This window comes from Pseudofrankia coriaricola (assembly GCF_032027725.1).
Classification (GTDB): domain Bacteria; phylum Actinomycetota; class Actinomycetes; order Frankiales; family Frankiaceae; genus Pseudofrankia.
The window spans coordinates 1-14386 of sequence record NZ_JASNFO010000151.1 but is presented as its reverse complement, the minus strand read 5'-3'; the positions used below and the strand labels follow the sequence as shown (position 1 = coordinate 14386).

10 protein-coding genes and 1 pseudogene are annotated in these 14386 nt (G+C 72.3%); 8 read left to right on the top strand and 3 right to left on the bottom strand.

Translation table 11 applies throughout. The features are described from left to right. Positions 1 to 126, top strand: a 126-nt coding sequence (locus tag QOZ89_RS45625; protein WP_312630266.1) for a sigma factor-like helix-turn-helix DNA-binding protein, incomplete at its 5' end; no start/stop codon positions are given. Positions 127 to 563: 437 nt separating this feature from the next. On the opposite strand, the gene QOZ89_RS45620 is transcribed toward QOZ89_RS45625, so the two are convergent. Beyond that, on the bottom strand, positions 564 to 1628 hold the full coding sequence (locus QOZ89_RS45620; RefSeq protein WP_312630264.1) for an epimerase: 1065 nt from the start codon (positions 1626 to 1628) through the stop codon (positions 564 to 566). A 500-nt stretch (positions 1629 to 2128) separates the two neighbouring features. On the opposite strand from QOZ89_RS45620, the gene QOZ89_RS45615 reads away from it, so the two are divergent. Both QOZ89_RS45615 and QOZ89_RS45610 read left to right on the top strand, forming a co-directional pair. Beyond that, positions 2129 to 2395, top strand: coding sequence for a hypothetical protein (locus tag QOZ89_RS45615; protein WP_071047237.1), 267 nt, complete (start codon positions 2129 to 2131; stop codon positions 2393 to 2395). Between the two features lie 201 nt (positions 2396 to 2596). Beyond that, positions 2597 to 3370, top strand: coding sequence for a DUF4191 domain-containing protein (locus QOZ89_RS45610; protein ID WP_083418224.1), 774 nt, complete (start codon positions 2597 to 2599; stop codon positions 3368 to 3370). Between the two features lie 219 nt (positions 3371 to 3589). Here QOZ89_RS45610 and QOZ89_RS45605 read toward each other — a convergent pair whose 3' ends face one another. After that, positions 3590 to 4060 (bottom strand): RDD family protein, encoded by a 471-nt coding sequence (locus QOZ89_RS45605; protein ID WP_083418225.1) that lies wholly within the window; start codon positions 4058 to 4060, stop codon positions 3590 to 3592. Positions 4061 to 4241: 181 nt separating this feature from the next. Between QOZ89_RS45605 and glnA the strand changes: the two genes are divergently transcribed. From glnA to QOZ89_RS45580, 5 genes are all read left to right on the top strand, one after another. Beyond that, the gene (glnA, locus tag QOZ89_RS45600; RefSeq protein WP_071047238.1) at positions 4242 to 5666 is read left to right on the top strand and encodes a type I glutamate--ammonia ligase; all 1425 of its coding nucleotides are present in this window, start codon (positions 4242 to 4244) and stop codon (positions 5664 to 5666) included. Positions 5667 to 6424: 758 nt separating this feature from the next. Then, the gene (gene glnII, locus QOZ89_RS45595) at positions 6425 to 7483 is read left to right on the top strand and encodes a glutamine synthetase GlnII (RefSeq protein WP_071047239.1); all 1059 of its coding nucleotides are present in this window, start codon (positions 6425 to 6427) and stop codon (positions 7481 to 7483) included. Between the two features lie 640 nt (positions 7484 to 8123). Continuing rightward, a complete protein-coding gene (locus QOZ89_RS45590; protein WP_071047240.1) occupies positions 8124 to 8339 on the top strand; it encodes a 3-keto-alpha-glucoside-1,2-lyase-like domain-containing protein in 216 nt (71 codons plus the stop codon). Positions 8340 to 8997: 658 nt separating this feature from the next. Next, complete coding sequence (locus QOZ89_RS45585) at positions 8998 to 10365, top strand: glutamine synthetase family protein (RefSeq protein WP_071047241.1); 1368 nt, start codon at positions 8998 to 9000, stop codon at positions 10363 to 10365. Between the two features lie 215 nt (positions 10366 to 10580). Continuing rightward, the gene (locus QOZ89_RS45580; RefSeq protein WP_397428966.1) at positions 10581 to 13949 is read left to right on the top strand and encodes a bifunctional [glutamine synthetase] adenylyltransferase/[glutamine synthetase]-adenylyl-L-tyrosine phosphorylase; all 3369 of its coding nucleotides are present in this window, start codon (positions 10581 to 10583) and stop codon (positions 13947 to 13949) included. A 96-nt stretch (positions 13950 to 14045) separates the two neighbouring features. On the opposite strand, the pseudogene QOZ89_RS45575 reads toward QOZ89_RS45580, so the two are convergent. Continuing rightward, positions 14046 to 14386 (bottom strand): annotated as a pseudogene (locus QOZ89_RS45575) (ABC transporter substrate-binding protein); the annotation flags it as partial.

Here is a 14386-nt window from a genome sequence, read left to right as displayed (position 1 = left end):
ACGTTGGAGGAGGTCGGTCGGGAGTTCGGGGTGACGCGGGAGCGGATCCGGCAGATCGAGTCGAAGACTCTCTCGAAGCTGCGTCACCCGTCGCGCTCCCAGAAGCTGCGCGACTACCTCGAATAGGACGCGGGTTGGGGCGGGGGCGCCGGGGCGCCCCCGCCTGTCGGGGCGAGGCGCTGGGCGCGCTCGCCCCGTGTCGGGCGCTGGGCGCCCTCCCCGCGTGGTTCCGGGCCCGGGCATATGGCGGTGGTAGAGCTGGGACCGGGCTGACGAGGTGGCCGGGTAGGTACTGCGCCAATGCGCCGTCACCAGCCGTGGCTGGACATCCGAGCCCACGGGATGCCTGTCGGGCGCTGAGCGCCCTCCCCGCGTGGTTCCGGGCCCTGGCAGATGGCGGTTGGTAGAGCTGGGACCGGGCTGACGAGGTGGCCGGATAGGTACTGCGCCAATGCGCCGTCACCAGCCGTGGCTGGACATCCGAGCCCACGGGATGTCTGTCGGGCGCTGAGCGCCCTCCCCACGTAGTTCCGGGCCGGGGACCTGGGCGGCCTCAGCCGGGTTCAGGACCGCTGGCTGGTCAGGGTGGCGCGCAGGGCGCTCGCGAGGTCGGGGTACTGGAAGCGGAAGCCCGCGTCCAGAAGCACTCGCGGGACGACCCGCTGAGAAGCGAGGACTCCCTCGTCGGTGAAGCCGCCGACGACAGCGCGCAGCGCGAGCCTGGGCACGGGCAGCAGGGCCGGGCGACGCAGCACCCCACCGAGCGTCCGGGCGAACTCCGCCCCTGTGACCGGGTTCGGCGAGACCAGGTTCACCGGCCCCGTGACCCTCGGTGCGGCGCGCCGCACCGGAGGTCGGCTGACGCCGGCCTCCGGGGGTCCCGACGGCGACACCGGCGGGGCTTCCCCCGCCGGAAGATCGGCTGGCGGGGGCCCGTTGTCGGGCGCCTGCCCGTCGGCGGCGAGCAGGAAGCGGACGGCCGCCACCCAGTCGTCGATCCCGATCCAGGACACCCACTGCCGCCCGGAGCCGAGCGGCCCGCCAAGCCCCGCCCGGAACAGCGGCAGCTGGCGGGCGAGCACCCCGCCGCCGCGCGCGAGGACCGGCCCGGTGCGCAGCAGGCACACCCGCAGGCCGGCGGAGGCGGCGGCCTGGGCCGCCTCCTCCCAAGCGCGCACGACGTCCGCGAGGAAACCACCGCCCGCGGGTGCCGTCTCGTCGACCGGGCCGCCGGCGGCGGTCCCGTACCAGCCCACGCCGCTCGCGGACAGCAGCACGGCCGGCCCGCGCCCCTGCGCGGGGCCCTCCACCGGGGCGTCCGGGCTCGCGCCCGCCGCGAGAGCCCCGGCCAGCAGCCGGGTGCCCTGGACCCGGCTGTCAAGGATGGTCCGGCGGTAGTCCGCGGTCCACCGGCGGTCGCCGACGCCGGCCCCCGCGAGGTGCACGGCCGCGTCGACGCCGGCGAGAGCGGCGGCGTCGAGCTCGCCCCGCTCCGGGTCCCACCGGAACTCGCCGGGGCCTCGCGGCTCGCGGCGCACGAGGGTGACCACGTCGTGGCCATCCGCCCGCAACGCGGGCACCAGCTTCGAGCCCAGCAGCCCGGACGCCCCGGTGACGATGATCCTCACCAGGCCATCCTGTCGCACCGGCCGGCTCGGCCGCATCCGGCCGGCCGGTGACTCGCGGGCGCGCGGCGAGCCGATGCCCAGTCATGACCCGACGAGCCGGACCCATGGCGGTGACCCCGCAATCTCACCCGGCTCACCCGTCTGCCAACTGGTTGTGCATCGATAGTTCTCTTTGTGTGCTAGAACACGCACGCCCGTAAGCGGATGCGACTGGTGACGGGGCGAGTACGGGGATAGGCTTCGGCGTAGCGTCACCTGGCGGTCACCACCGCGAGTCACTCGCTGACTAAGTACGCGTCAACAGGGCTGCTCGCCGCCGTCATGGACTGGCGACGCCCACCACCACCCGTCCACGTCCGTTCCCGGTAGCCCGACCCATACTCCTGCAAGCCCACCACCCGTACCCGGCCCCGCGCGGCGCTGGTGGGCGGCGGCGCGCGCCGGCGGGGCGTCGAGCGTGGGTGGGAGAACGACCACCGTGTCGGGAGGTCAGACCCGCTGTGTTCCGCTCGTTGCTCTCCACCCTGGAAGAACTGACCCTGCTGGTCCTGCCACACGGCGGTCAGCGCACCGCCCGTCGCAACGCCTGGCGCGCCGCCACCGATCTGCACGTCACCTCCGGTTACCGGTGGGCTGAGGGCGTCGGGCCCGGCTCCCCGGTCGGCTCCGTCGGCTCGGCCGGCCCCGTCATCTCGATCGGGTCGGCGGCCGTGCGGCCTGCGTTCGCCGCGGCCCGGCCGCGCCGCCCAGTCGCTGCCCACCGCTGACCCGGCCCGGCGGGCCCGACGGCTCCGCGGCCCGGCGGGCGCTCCGGCCCGACTGGTAGCTCAGCCCCAGGTGGCGCGGCACCCAAAGCGGGGGCGGAAACCGGGGCCGGGCCGGTCGTCGGCGCACCGTCGTCCCGCTCGCGCGGCGTTACCACCATGGTCGTGGCCGCGCCCCGCCCCACAGGCCGTAGGCTCGCGGGCATGGCACTGAGGAAGAAGCCGGCGGCAGCCGCGGCCGCTCCGGCTACGCCCCCGGCACGCGGCACGAAGGGCCCGGCGAAGCCGGGTGGCGCCGCGTCCGGACAGGAGGCAGGCGGTCCCAACCGGCTCACGCAGATCCGGCTCGTCTTCAAGGTCACGCGGGAGCGTGACCCGAACGTCGTCTGGATCATGCTGCTGGGCTTCGTGGTCCCGCTGGCCGTGCTTCTCGTGCTGGGCCTCTTCGTGGGGCCGATCTGGCTGTGGACGCCCCTTGGCGTGCTGCTGGGCCTACTCGTCGCGGTCAACCTGTTCAGCCGCCGGGTGCAGCGCAGTGCCTATGCCGAGCTGGAGGGGAAGCCTGGCGCCGCCGCCGGCATCATCGAGCGGATGAGGGGCGACTGGCGGCTCACTCCCGCCGTTCAGGTGAACAGGAACCAGGATGTCGTGCACCGCGTCGTCAGCCGCGCGGGCGTTGTGATCATCGCCGAGGGGCGAGGCAGGGGCGCCCGCGACCTGCTCGCCACCGAGGTACGCCGGATCCGCCGCGTCGCCGGCGACGTGCCGATCACCGACATCATCATCGGCAACGGCGAGGGCGAGGTCCCGTTGCCCAAGCTGCAGCCGACCCTGATGCGGATGCGCCGCACGCTGCGCCGCCGCCAGATCGACCAGCTCGACCGGCGGCTGAAGGCCGTCGCCGGCACCGGTCCATCACTTCCGATTCCGAAGGGCCCGGTTCCCCGCAACATCCCCCGCGGCGGCCGCCCGCGCTAGAGCGCCGCTGGCGAGAAGGTCGCTGGCGCGACCGCTCGCCGCGGCGCCTGTCGGGCGCCAGGGCGCCCTCCCAGCCTGGTTCTGGTGTCGACGCGTACGACCGGGGCTGGTCTGGATCGGGGTCGGGATAGTGGTTGCGTTGGCGGTGCGCCAATACGCCGTCGCCATCGGTGGCCAGGTTGAGCTGACGCCTCACCAGAACGGGGTTGGCGCCTCGGTCTACGCGCGCCGGGCCGCCCTGACGGGGGCGGTGCCCGCGGCGCGGTCATGCAGGCCGCGCATGTCGCGGTCGACGAGGAACACCGGGATCAGCAGGGCCAGCAGCAGTGTCCGGACGAGCACGAGCGGGAAGCGCGCCCGGCCACCGCCGGGGACCTTCACCACGCCGAAGCCGAACAGCCGCATGCCGACGGTCTGGCCGGTGAGGCTCACCAGCACGAGCTCTTCGAGCAAGAAGATCACGAGTACGATCAGGCCGCGCGTCGAGGCGTCGTATGTGGCGCCGAACAGCACGGGCACGCCGGCCAGCAGGTTGGCCAGCACCGCGTCGACGACGTAGCCCCCGAACCGGGCGCCGTAGCTGGCCAGCGAACCCGGGCCGGCGGCCGGCAGGCCGAGCCGATCCCCGGGGGTACCAGCAGTGGGTGGCAGGCCGGGGCCTTCCAGCCAGCGTCCGAGCTCACGTCGCACGGCGCAAGCTTATCCGTATCCGGATCGCGCCAGGGAACCGTCACACACCGTGACGAACTTCGTCCTCGCAACACAGACGAAACATGCTAGCCATGCTCACTTCACACCGCGGGGTTACGCACCGCGTCCGGATATGGGTATCCTATTGGGCCAGACAGCGTGCCACGCGGGTGGAGGGTGAATGTTCGCGAACGCCGACGAAGTGCTCCGATACATCCGGGACGAAAATGTCGAGTTCATCGACGTGCGTTTCTGTGACCTCCCGGGCGTCATGCAGCACTTCACGATTCCGACGCAGGTCTTCACGGAGTCGGTCTTCACCGACGGCCTCATGTTCGACGGCTCCTCCATCCGTGGCTTCCAGGCCATCCACGAGTCGGACATGCTGCTGCTGCCGGACCCGCGGACCGCGTTCCAAGACCCGTTCCGTGAGCACTCCACGCTGGCGATGACCTTCTTCATCCACGACCCGATCACCAAGGAGGAGTACTCCCGCGACCCGCGCAACGTGGCGCGCAAGGCGGAGGCATACCTGCGCGGCTCCGGGATCGCGGACACGGCGTACTTCGGGCCCGAGGCCGAGTTCTACATCTTCGACGACATCCGGTACGAGTACACGCCGCACGGCTCGATGCACCAGGTCGACTCGGTCGAGGCCGCGTGGAACAGCGCGCGCAAGGAGGAGGGCGGCAACCTCGGCTACAAGCCGAGATTCAAGGGCGGATACTTCCCCGTGCCGCCGACCGACCACTTCACCGACCTTCGCTCGGAGATGGTCAAGACGCTGATCAAGGTCGGCATAACCGTCGAGATGCAGCACCACGAGGTCGGCACCGCCGGCCAGGCGGAGATCGACTTCCGCTTCGACACGCTACTGAAGACCGCCGACAACCTGATGCTCTACAAGTACGTGATCAAGAACGTCGCCCGTTCTCGCGGCCGCACCGTCACCTTCATGCCCAAGCCGCTCTTCCAGGACAACGGCTCCGGCATGCACTGCCACCAGAGCCTCTGGAAGGACGACGGCCCGCTGTTCTACAGCGCCGAGGGCTACGGCGGCCTGTCCGAGACCGCCCGGCACTACATCGGCGGGCTGCTGCACCACGCCCCGGCGCTGCTGGCGTTCACCAACCCGACGACGAACTCCTACCGGCGGCTGGTGCCCGGCTACGAGGCGCCGGTCAACCTGGTCTACTCGGCCCGCAACCGCTCGGCCTGCTGCCGGATCCCGCTGGGCGGCGACTCGCCGAAGGCCAAGCGGATCGAGTTCCGCGTGCCCGACCCGAGCTGCAACCCGTACCTGGCGTTCTCGGCGATGCTGATGGCCGGGCTCGACGGCATCAAGAACAAGATCGAGCCGCCGGACCCGATCGACAAGGACCTCTACGAGCTCCCGCCGGACGAGCTCGCCGCCGTCCCGCAGGTGCCCGGGTCGCTGGAGGCCGTGCTCGACCACCTCGAGGCCGACAACGAGTTCCTCACCGCCGGGGACGTGTTCACTCCGGACCTCATCGAGACCTGGCTGGACTACAAGCGCACCCATGAGGTGGACGCCATCCGCCTGCGTCCCCACCCCTTCGAGTTCGACCTCTACTACGACATCTGAGGCAGCGTCACCAGGGGTGGCTTTTTTGCCCGGGCCTCGCCGTCCGTTTTGGACGGCGAGGCCTTTTACGGGCGGACGGCCCCAGGAGCGGTCGTCATCGACGTGTCGGGTGGGCGCGGGGTCGCGGGCGACATCACGCGAGCGGGGGCACGAGAGCGCGGATGCCCAGCTCCTCATACGTCCAACCGAACGTGCGCAGCACGGTGTGACCTGCGCGGGAAATCGCCATTCGCGGCCAGTGCCGCCATGTGAGAAAAGATGGGAAAACGGCGGTGCCGACTCAGTGGGCATCCGGGCCGCAGAACGGGCCACGCCGTCGCGACTCGGCGGGCCGCGGCCCCCATCGAGGTTCGTCCGCCGGCGGGAAGAACGCGCCGCCCATGGGGATACGGCCCCACCGGGCCGCCCGAGAGCTCCCGGCCGGTCTATGAGGCCGGCTACCGGCGAGCCGTCACACAACGCCCGGATGCCCGCACAGGGTGGGTTCATCTACTGAGGTGTGCGGCCATCGTGGTGTGTCGGCGAGCACATTTCGGGCTGTTTTCCGGCCCCGTTTCGGGAGCCGTAACCGTCGCGCGCGCCGACCGAGCGTCAACAGCGCGCCCTGAGACGCAGATTTAACAATCGGGGAACTGATCGGTAACGGGACCCGGTAAGGCTCCAGTCGGACCCTCCCGTCAGTCGCGGCTAGCGTCGGCCCTCCCCCGGCCGGCCCCATCGTCGCGTGTCTAGGACCTGCCGATCACGGGGAGTATTGAGTGAGCTTTCAGGCCGAGTACATCTGGATCGACGGCACCGAGCCGGAGCCGCTGCTGCGCAGCAAGACCCGGATCATCAAGGACGGCAAGGAGCCGGAGATCTGGGGCTTCGACGGCTCCAGCACGAACCAGGCGCCCGGCTCCAACTCGGACTGCGTCCTGCGCCCGGTCTTCACCTGCCCGGACCCGATTCGTGGCGGCGACAACATCCTGGTGATGTGCGAGGTGGAGCTGACCGACTTCACCCCGCACCCGACCAACACCCGCGCCAAGGCGCGAGAGCTGGCGGAGAAGTACGCCGACTTCGCCCCGCACTTCGGCATCGAGCAGGAGTACACGTTCTTCCAGAACGGCCGCCCGCTGGGCTGGCCGGCCGTGGGCTTCCCGGAGCCGCAGGGCCCGTACTACTGCGGCGTCGGCGGCGAGAAGATGCCCGGCCGGGACATCGTCGAGAAGCACACCCAGGCGTGCATGGACGCCGGCCTCGCGATCGAGGGCACCAACGCCGAGGTCATGATGGGCCAGTGGGAGTTCCAGATCGGCGTGCTGCCGGCGCCGGCCATCGGTGACCAGATCTGGGTCGCCCGCTGGCTGCTGCACCGCATCGCCGAGGACTTCGGCGCGTCGGTCTCCTTCGCCGCCAAGCCGGTCCCCGGCGACTGGAACGGCGCGGGCGCGCACACCAACTTCTCCACCAAGCAGACGATGGAGAGCTGGGACGCGATCGTCACCTGCTGCGAGGCGCTCGGCACCCGGGTCATGGAGCACGTGACCAACTACGGCTACGGCATCCAGGACCGCCTCACCGGCAAGCACGAGACCGCCCCGTGGAACAAGTTCTCCTGGGGTGACTCGGACCGCGGCGCGTCGATCCGCATCCCGTGGGCCGTCTCGAAGGCCCGCAAGGGCTGGCTCGAGGACCGCCGCCCGAACGCGAACATGGACCCGTACGTGGTCTCCGCGCTGATGATCGACACCACCTGCAGCGCGCTGGCCGGCGACAAGCCGATCCTGTTCGTCCCCTCCCAGGCCACCGCGGCGCAGCCCGCGACCGTCTGACCGAGGGTCCGAACCGCGGGCCGAGAGACCGCACGGTGGCATAACCGCGCGTCACCCGGCCCGCTGACCCGCCCCGGCGGGCGGCACCAGCAGCACCCGGCGCCGCCGGCTCCCAGCAGGGAGCCGGCGGCGACCTACATCACCAGCGTTCTCAAGCCGAGCAAGGTGTTCTCGGTGGGGGACGGGTCCGCTTACGGCGCCGACCTGTCCGGCGTCGTCGAGCGGACGCTGATCGGCGGTGGCACCTCCGCAGAATCTTCATCTACCAGGCCCGCGCCGGCGCCCTTACCTCCGTCGACCCGGTCTCCTGATCGTCTCGGTCCGTCACCCCGCTGCCCGCGCCGGCGGGACAGCCGCCTGTAGCTTGTGCCTCGTAGCAAGAGCGCGAATGCCGCCGAACGCCGACGCTTCGTCTCATACGATCTCTTTGTCATGACGATGAGGGAAGCGCGGTTCGCCTGGCGGCCCCCTCCGGCCCACCGCGGGTCACGGCACCGAGCGTGATCGTTGATCGGGCCGCCGTCGCCGCGGCACTGCCGGGCATCGAGATCGGCGGCCAGATCGGTGCCGGCGCGTTTGGGCTGGTGCTAGCCGGCCGTCACCGCGCCCTGAACCGAGACGTCGCGGTCAAGGTGCCTCGGTGGCGCAGCGGGATTTCTCCGTCGCCCACGACAGGTGGTACAGCATGACCGTCACCGCGCGGGGTGGCACCTACACCATCGCCGTCGACGGGACGACAGTCGTCCAGTACCAGGACGCGACCGGCAAGCTCAGCCAGCAGGGCGGGATCGGTTTCGTCGGAAACGGCTCGACCGTGCTGTCCGACGACCTCGAGGTCCGCGCCCTGCCCACCTGACCGAGCCGCGGGCACCATCATGATCGACTATGCTGGTTCCAGGGAAATTCCTACAAACTCGCATATGACCGATCAGGTGTGGCGAGACCTGTTGGCACAGGCTGGCATCACGGTCGAACATCACGGTCGGAACGGCCGACGCCACGCATGTGAGCCTGCGCCATGACGGTTCCGGCCGTGGGGACGCTGCCGAGCCGCCGTCCGGTTACGGCAAGTCGCCAGGTTCGTTGCGAGCTGGCAACGACGTGGGCATCTCGGTCCTGCAGTCGCTAGTGTCGGAGATCCCCGACGGCGGACCTCCCAGATCGCCTTCGGCGATCCGGCAGGAACCCCGTCGCCGATCCGGGAGGCACTCGGGATACCTCGTCCTGGCCGACATGTCCCCCGACCAGGACAGGGCATCGGCCAAGGATGCCGGTGCCCGGCGCCGGGTAGGACGCGTCGGTGCCGGGCCGCCTGCCCTGGCGCCGGCCGGGTGCCCGAACGGTGGGGGCGGGCACCGCGGACGGCCCGGCGTTGCCAGGCCGGGTCTCGTCGGGGAGGCCGGCCGCGGGCGCGTGGCGATGGACGAGCCATGCTTCCGCCGGTCGAGAGGCAAGGCGGCTGGATCCGGACGACGTAGCCTGAGGTCGAGTCCACACCTCAACGTGGAGGGTTCATGGACAAGCAGCAGGAGTTCGTGCTCAGAACGCTGGAGGAGCGGGACATCCGCTTCGTCCGGCTCTGGTTCACCGACGTGCTGGGCGTGCTGAAGTCCGTGGAGATCGCTCCGGCGGAGGCCGAAGGCGCGCTCCTGGAGGGCATCGGCTTCGACGGCTCGGCGATCGAGGGGTTCGCGCGCCTGCACGAGGCGGACATGCTCGCCCGCCCCGACCCGTCCACCTTCCAGGTGCTGCCGGGACGCGGCGAGGGAACGCTCACGGCGCGGATGTTCTGCGATGTCGTCACTCCCGACGGCCTGCCCGCCGTAGCCGACTCACGCTGGGTGCTGCGCCGCGCGCTCGCGGCCGCCGCCGAGGCCGGGTTCACCTTCTACACCCACCCGGAGATCGAGTTCTTCCTGCTCAAGGAGCCGCCGCGGCGCGGCCAGCCGGTGCCGCAGCCGGTGGACGAGTCCGGGTACTTCGACGTCACGCCCAACGACATCAGCCATGACTTCCGCCAGCAGGTGATCGGCATGCTGGAGCGGCTCGGCATCTCCGTCGAGTTCAGCCATCACGAGGTGGCGCCGGGCCAGCAGGAGATCGACCTGCGCTACGCCGACGCGCTCACGATCGCCGACAACGTCATGACGCTGCGCCAGGTCGTCAAGGAGGTGGCGCTGCGGCAGGGCAGCTACGCGACCTTCATGCCGAAGCCGTTCACCGAGCATGCCGGCTCCGGCATGCACACCCATATGAGCCTCTTCGAGGGCGACCGCAACGCCTTCTACGACCCGACCGACGAGTACCGGCTCTCCAAGGTCGCCAAGGCGTTCATCGCCGGGCTGCTGGCGCACGCGCCCGAGATCACCGCCGTGACCAACCAGTGGGTCAACTCCTACAAGCGGCTCATCAGCGACTCGGCCGAAGGCGAGGGCGCCGAGCTGCTGGAGGCGCCGGCCTACGCCTGCTGGGGGCACAACATCCGCTCCGCCCTGGTCAGGGTGCCGCTCTACAAGCGGGGCAAGGCGAACACGGCACGGGTGGAGTTCCGGCTGCCGGACAGCGCCTGCAACCCGTACCTGACGTTCGCGCTGATGCTCGCGGCCGGGCTGCGCGGCATCCAGGGCGGCTACGACCTGCCGCCGCCCGCCGGCGACGACATCTGGTCGCTTACCGAGGCGCAGCGCCGGGAGCGCGGGATCCGGGCTCTTCCCGGATCCCTGTCCGAGGCGATCGCGGTGATGGAGACGTCGTCGCTGGTCCGGGAGACGCTCGGCAACGAGCTGTTCGAGTTCTTCCTGCGCAACAAGCGCGCCGAGTGGACCTCCTACCGCCGCCAGGTCACCCAGTTCGAGATCAACCGCTACCTGCCACTCCTGTAACGCGCACGCCACATCTGCAACAAGATGGAAACATGATGGCGAGCGCCGGACGGTCGGGCCCAGCGCGGGCGCAGGGGGCCTCGCGGGCACGCGCCCCGCTGGCACAGCGCGACGGCTGGCCGGCGGAGCAGACCTCGCCAGCGGAGCCCCCGTCCGCGGACCACGCCTCCGCTGACCGGACGACGAGCGAGCCGGCCGCCGCCAGTGCGGCGACCATGCCCCCGCCCGGAGGCGTCGGGCACCCGCGGGGCAGCTCCGCCGCGGCCCAGCTCGCCCGGCTAGGCTTCACCGACGTCGACCGGGTCGCGGCCACGCTGCACCGTCTCGGCTTCGGCCCGCCCGACGGGCTGCCGCTCACCAACAGCCCGGTGGTCGCCGAGCTCGCCCACGCCGCCGACCCCGACCGCGCCCTGGCCGGGCTAGACCGACTGATCGACGCACTCGACGCACTCGACCCGCTTGACGCGCCCGGCCCGCCAGGCGCCACCCCCGGGCCGGCGCACCCGCCGGGCCCGGCACACCCGGCACACCCGGCGGCCCCGGCGCACCCGGCGCACCCGGCGGGCTCCGCCCGGTCGTCCGCCGAGCTGCGAGCCGTGTTGGCCACCCGGCCGGGCTCTCGCCGGCGTGTGATCGCCGTCCTCGGCGCGAGCCTCGCGCTCGCCGACCACCTCGCCGCGCACCCGGCCGACTGGCGGATCCTCGCCGACGACGAGGCGGCCGCCGCCGCGCCCGACGCGGCGACCCACCGTGCCCGGCTGTTCGCCGCGGTCGGCGCGGACCCGGCCGCCGAGCGGCCGCGAGCACGCGGCGACGGGCCGGAGGTACTGGACGCGTTGCGGGTCGCCTACCGGCGAGCGCTGCTGGTGCTCGCCGCCCGCGACCTGACGGACACGGTGACGGTCGAGGACGCGACGGCCGAGCTCGCCGACCTCGCCGCCGCGGCGCTCGACGCGGGCCTCTCGGTCGCGCGCGCCGGCCTCGCGCCGACCTCGCCGCCGGTGCGCCTGGGTGTCGTCGGGATGGGCAAGTGCGGCGGGCGCGAGCTCAACTACGTCAGCGACGTCGACGTCGTCTTCGTCGCCGAGCCGGCCACGACCTCACTCCCCGACGGCATGGGCGGGGCCGCTGGGACCGCTGAAACCACCGGGACCACCGGGACCGCGAGGGCCACCGACGCCGCCGAACCGGCCGAGGAGGCGGCGCTGCGGGCCGCGACCCGGCTGGCCGAGGGGCTGGTACGGGCCTGTGGCGCGCGCACCAGCGAAGGATCGCTCTTCCAGGTCGACGTCGGCCTGCGCCCGGAGGGCCGCGACGGCGCGCTGGTCCGCACGCTCGCCAGCCACCGCGCCTACTACCAGCGCTGGGCGCGCACCTGGGAGTTCCAGGCGCTGCTCAAGGCCCGGCCAGTCGCCGGCGACCTCGCGCTCGGCGCCGAGTTCTGCTCGATGGTGGGGCCGCTGGTCTGGTCGGCGGCGTCCCGGCCCCGTTTCGTCGCCGACATCCGGGCGATGCGCCGGCGAGTGGAGGCGTCTCTGTCGAGGCGGGAGGCCGACCGCAACATCAAGCTCGGCCCCGGTGGGCTGCGCGACGTCGAGTTCGCCGTCCAGCTGCTGCAGCTCGTGCACGGCCGTATCGATCCGAAGCTGCACGCCCGCGCGACCCTCCCCGCGATCGACGGCCTGGCGCGCGGGGGTTACGTGGGCCGCCGCGACGCGACCACCCTCGCCGACGCCTACCGGTTCCTGCGTGCCGTCGAGCATCGGCTCCAGCTGCGCGGCCTGCGGCGGACGCACGTCCTGCCGCGCGACCCGGACGAGCTGCGCTGGCTCGGCCGCTCGCTGGGGATGCTCGGCGCGGAGGAGTTCACCGCCGAGCACGCGCATATCGCCCGGTCGGTACGGCGGCTACACGAGCAGCTCTTCTACCAGCCGCTGCTGGAGGCGGTCGCCCGGCTGTCCGCCGAGGAGGTGCGCCTCACGCCCGGCGAGGCCGCCGATCGGCTCGCCGCTCTCGGGTTCGCCTATCCGAACCGGTCGTTGAAGCACATCGAGGCGCTCACCGCCGGCGTGAGCCGGACCGCCACGATCCAGCGGCATCTGCTGCCGACGATGCTGCCGGCGTTCGCCGACGCCGCCGACCCGGACGCCGGCCTGCTCGCCTATCGGCAGGTCAGCGAGGCGCTCGGCCGCGTCCCCTGGTACCTGCGGCTGCTGCGCGACTCGGCCGGCGCCGCCGACCGGCTGGCCAGGGTGCTCGCGGCCAGCGGCTACGTCGCGGCGCTGATGCGCGCCGCGCCCGAGTCGGTGCGGCTGCTGCGCACCGAGGAGGACCTGCGCCCTGTCGGCCGCGACGAGCTTGCCCGCACGCTGCTCGCCGTCGCGCGGCGCAACCAGGACGCGGGCGACGCGGCCGCGCGGGCGCGCGCGATCCGCCGGGTCGAGCTGGTCCGGGTCGCCTGCGCGGACCTGCTCGGCCTGCTCGACGCGGCCGCCGTCGGCGAGGCGCTGGCCGCGGCGGCCGCCGCGACGATCGAGGCCTCCCTGTTGGTCGCCCGGCGCCCCGTGAACCGCCGGCTCGCCGCCGGCCGGCCGGCGGCGGACCGGTTCGCGGACGTCGGCGAGCCCGCGGACGACCCAAACGGCCAAAGGGCGTGCGAAAATGATCTTCCTTCGCACGCCCGGCGGACATCGTTCTCAGGAGCATTGGCCGGAGAGCCGGCCCGGATCGCGGTGATCGCGATGGGCCGGCTCGGCGGCGCCGAGATGTCCTACGGCAGCGACGCGGACGTGCTGTTCGTCCATGAGCCCAGGCCCGGCGTCGGCGCGCGCCCGGCCGGCGAGTACGCCGCGGCGGTAGTCGAGGAGCTTGTCCGGCTGCTGGGGCAGCCGGGGCCCGACCCGGCGCTGCGCCTGGACCTGGGGCTGCGGCCCGAGGGGCGGGGCGGCTCGGTCACCCGCGACCTGGACGGCTACGCGGCCTACTACCGGCGCTGGGCGCTCGGCTGGGAGGCGCAGGCGCTGCTGCGCGCCCGGCCGCTCGCCGGCGACCCGGAGCTGGCGGCGCGGTTCCGCGACCTGGCCGACGAGTTCCGCTATCCGGCGGCACTGCCGGGCGGAGCCATCGCCGAGGTCGAGCGGCTGCGGGACCGGATGGCCGCCGAGCGGGTCCCGCGCGGCGCCGACCGGACCCTGCACGTCAAGTTCGGGCCGGGCGGGCTGACCGACGTCGAATGGACGGTCCAGATCCTCCAGCTCCGCTATGCCCACGAGAACCCGGCGCTGCGCACCACCAGCACCCTCACCGCGCTGCGCGAGCTCGTCAACGCCGGCCTGCTCGACGGCGCCGAGGCCGCGGCGCTGAACGCCGCCTGGCTGTCGGCCTCCCGGATCCGCAACGCGATCATGCTTGCCCGCGGCACACCCGGCGACCTCATCCCCCGCACCACCCCGGCCCTCGACCGCGTCGCCGGGGTCCTCGGCTACCCCCTGGAGCAGGTCACCGACGTCCTCGACGACCACCGCCGCGCCGCGATCGCGGCCCGTCGCGTCGCCAACCAGGTCTTCGCCCGCGAACGGCCCTGACCAGCCCGCCAGAAAGCGGATCCAGGCCCGCCACCAACCAGGCACGATCACGTCTCGCGCCGCCGCGGGACTGCGTGGCGGGCCGCCGGGCCGGTGTCAGCGGACGCCGAGGGCGGAGAAGTCGACCGAGTCGTACGCGGGCTGGTAATAGACGTTGGTGAGGTTGGAACTGTAGATGTTCGTGACCTTGTCGTACGTCACCGGTATGTAGGCCGCCGTGTCGAGCACCCTCCGCTCGACGGCGGCCCACCGGGCCGCGGCGGTCCCGGACGGGTCGGCGGCGACGGCGCTGTCCGACATGTCCGCCACGAAGGCGTCGTCCATGGCGGTGTTCACCGCGGGGTCGCTGAGTTCCGCGATGTTCCGGTTGTCCGTGTCGGTAATCCTGCGGCCGTCGGCCAGGTTGGTGAAAATGCCGGCGGGCGTCGGCCAGCCGG

What these genes read in the sequence shown, in the direction of transcription:
- QOZ89_RS45610 (WP_083418224.1), top strand. Translation starts at nt 2,597, where the DNA reads ATGGCACTGAGGAAGAAGCCGGCGGCAGCCGCGGCCGCTCCGGCTACG.
- glnA (WP_071047238.1), top strand. Translation starts at nt 4,242, where the DNA reads ATGTTCGCGAACGCCGACGAAGTGCTCCGATACATCCGGGACGAAAAT.
- QOZ89_RS45585 (WP_071047241.1), top strand. Translation starts at nt 8,998, where the DNA reads ATGGACAAGCAGCAGGAGTTCGTGCTCAGAACGCTGGAGGAGCGGGAC.
- QOZ89_RS45580 (WP_397428966.1), top strand. Translation starts at nt 10,581, where the DNA reads ATGCCCCCGCCCGGAGGCGTCGGGCACCCGCGGGGCAGCTCCGCCGCG.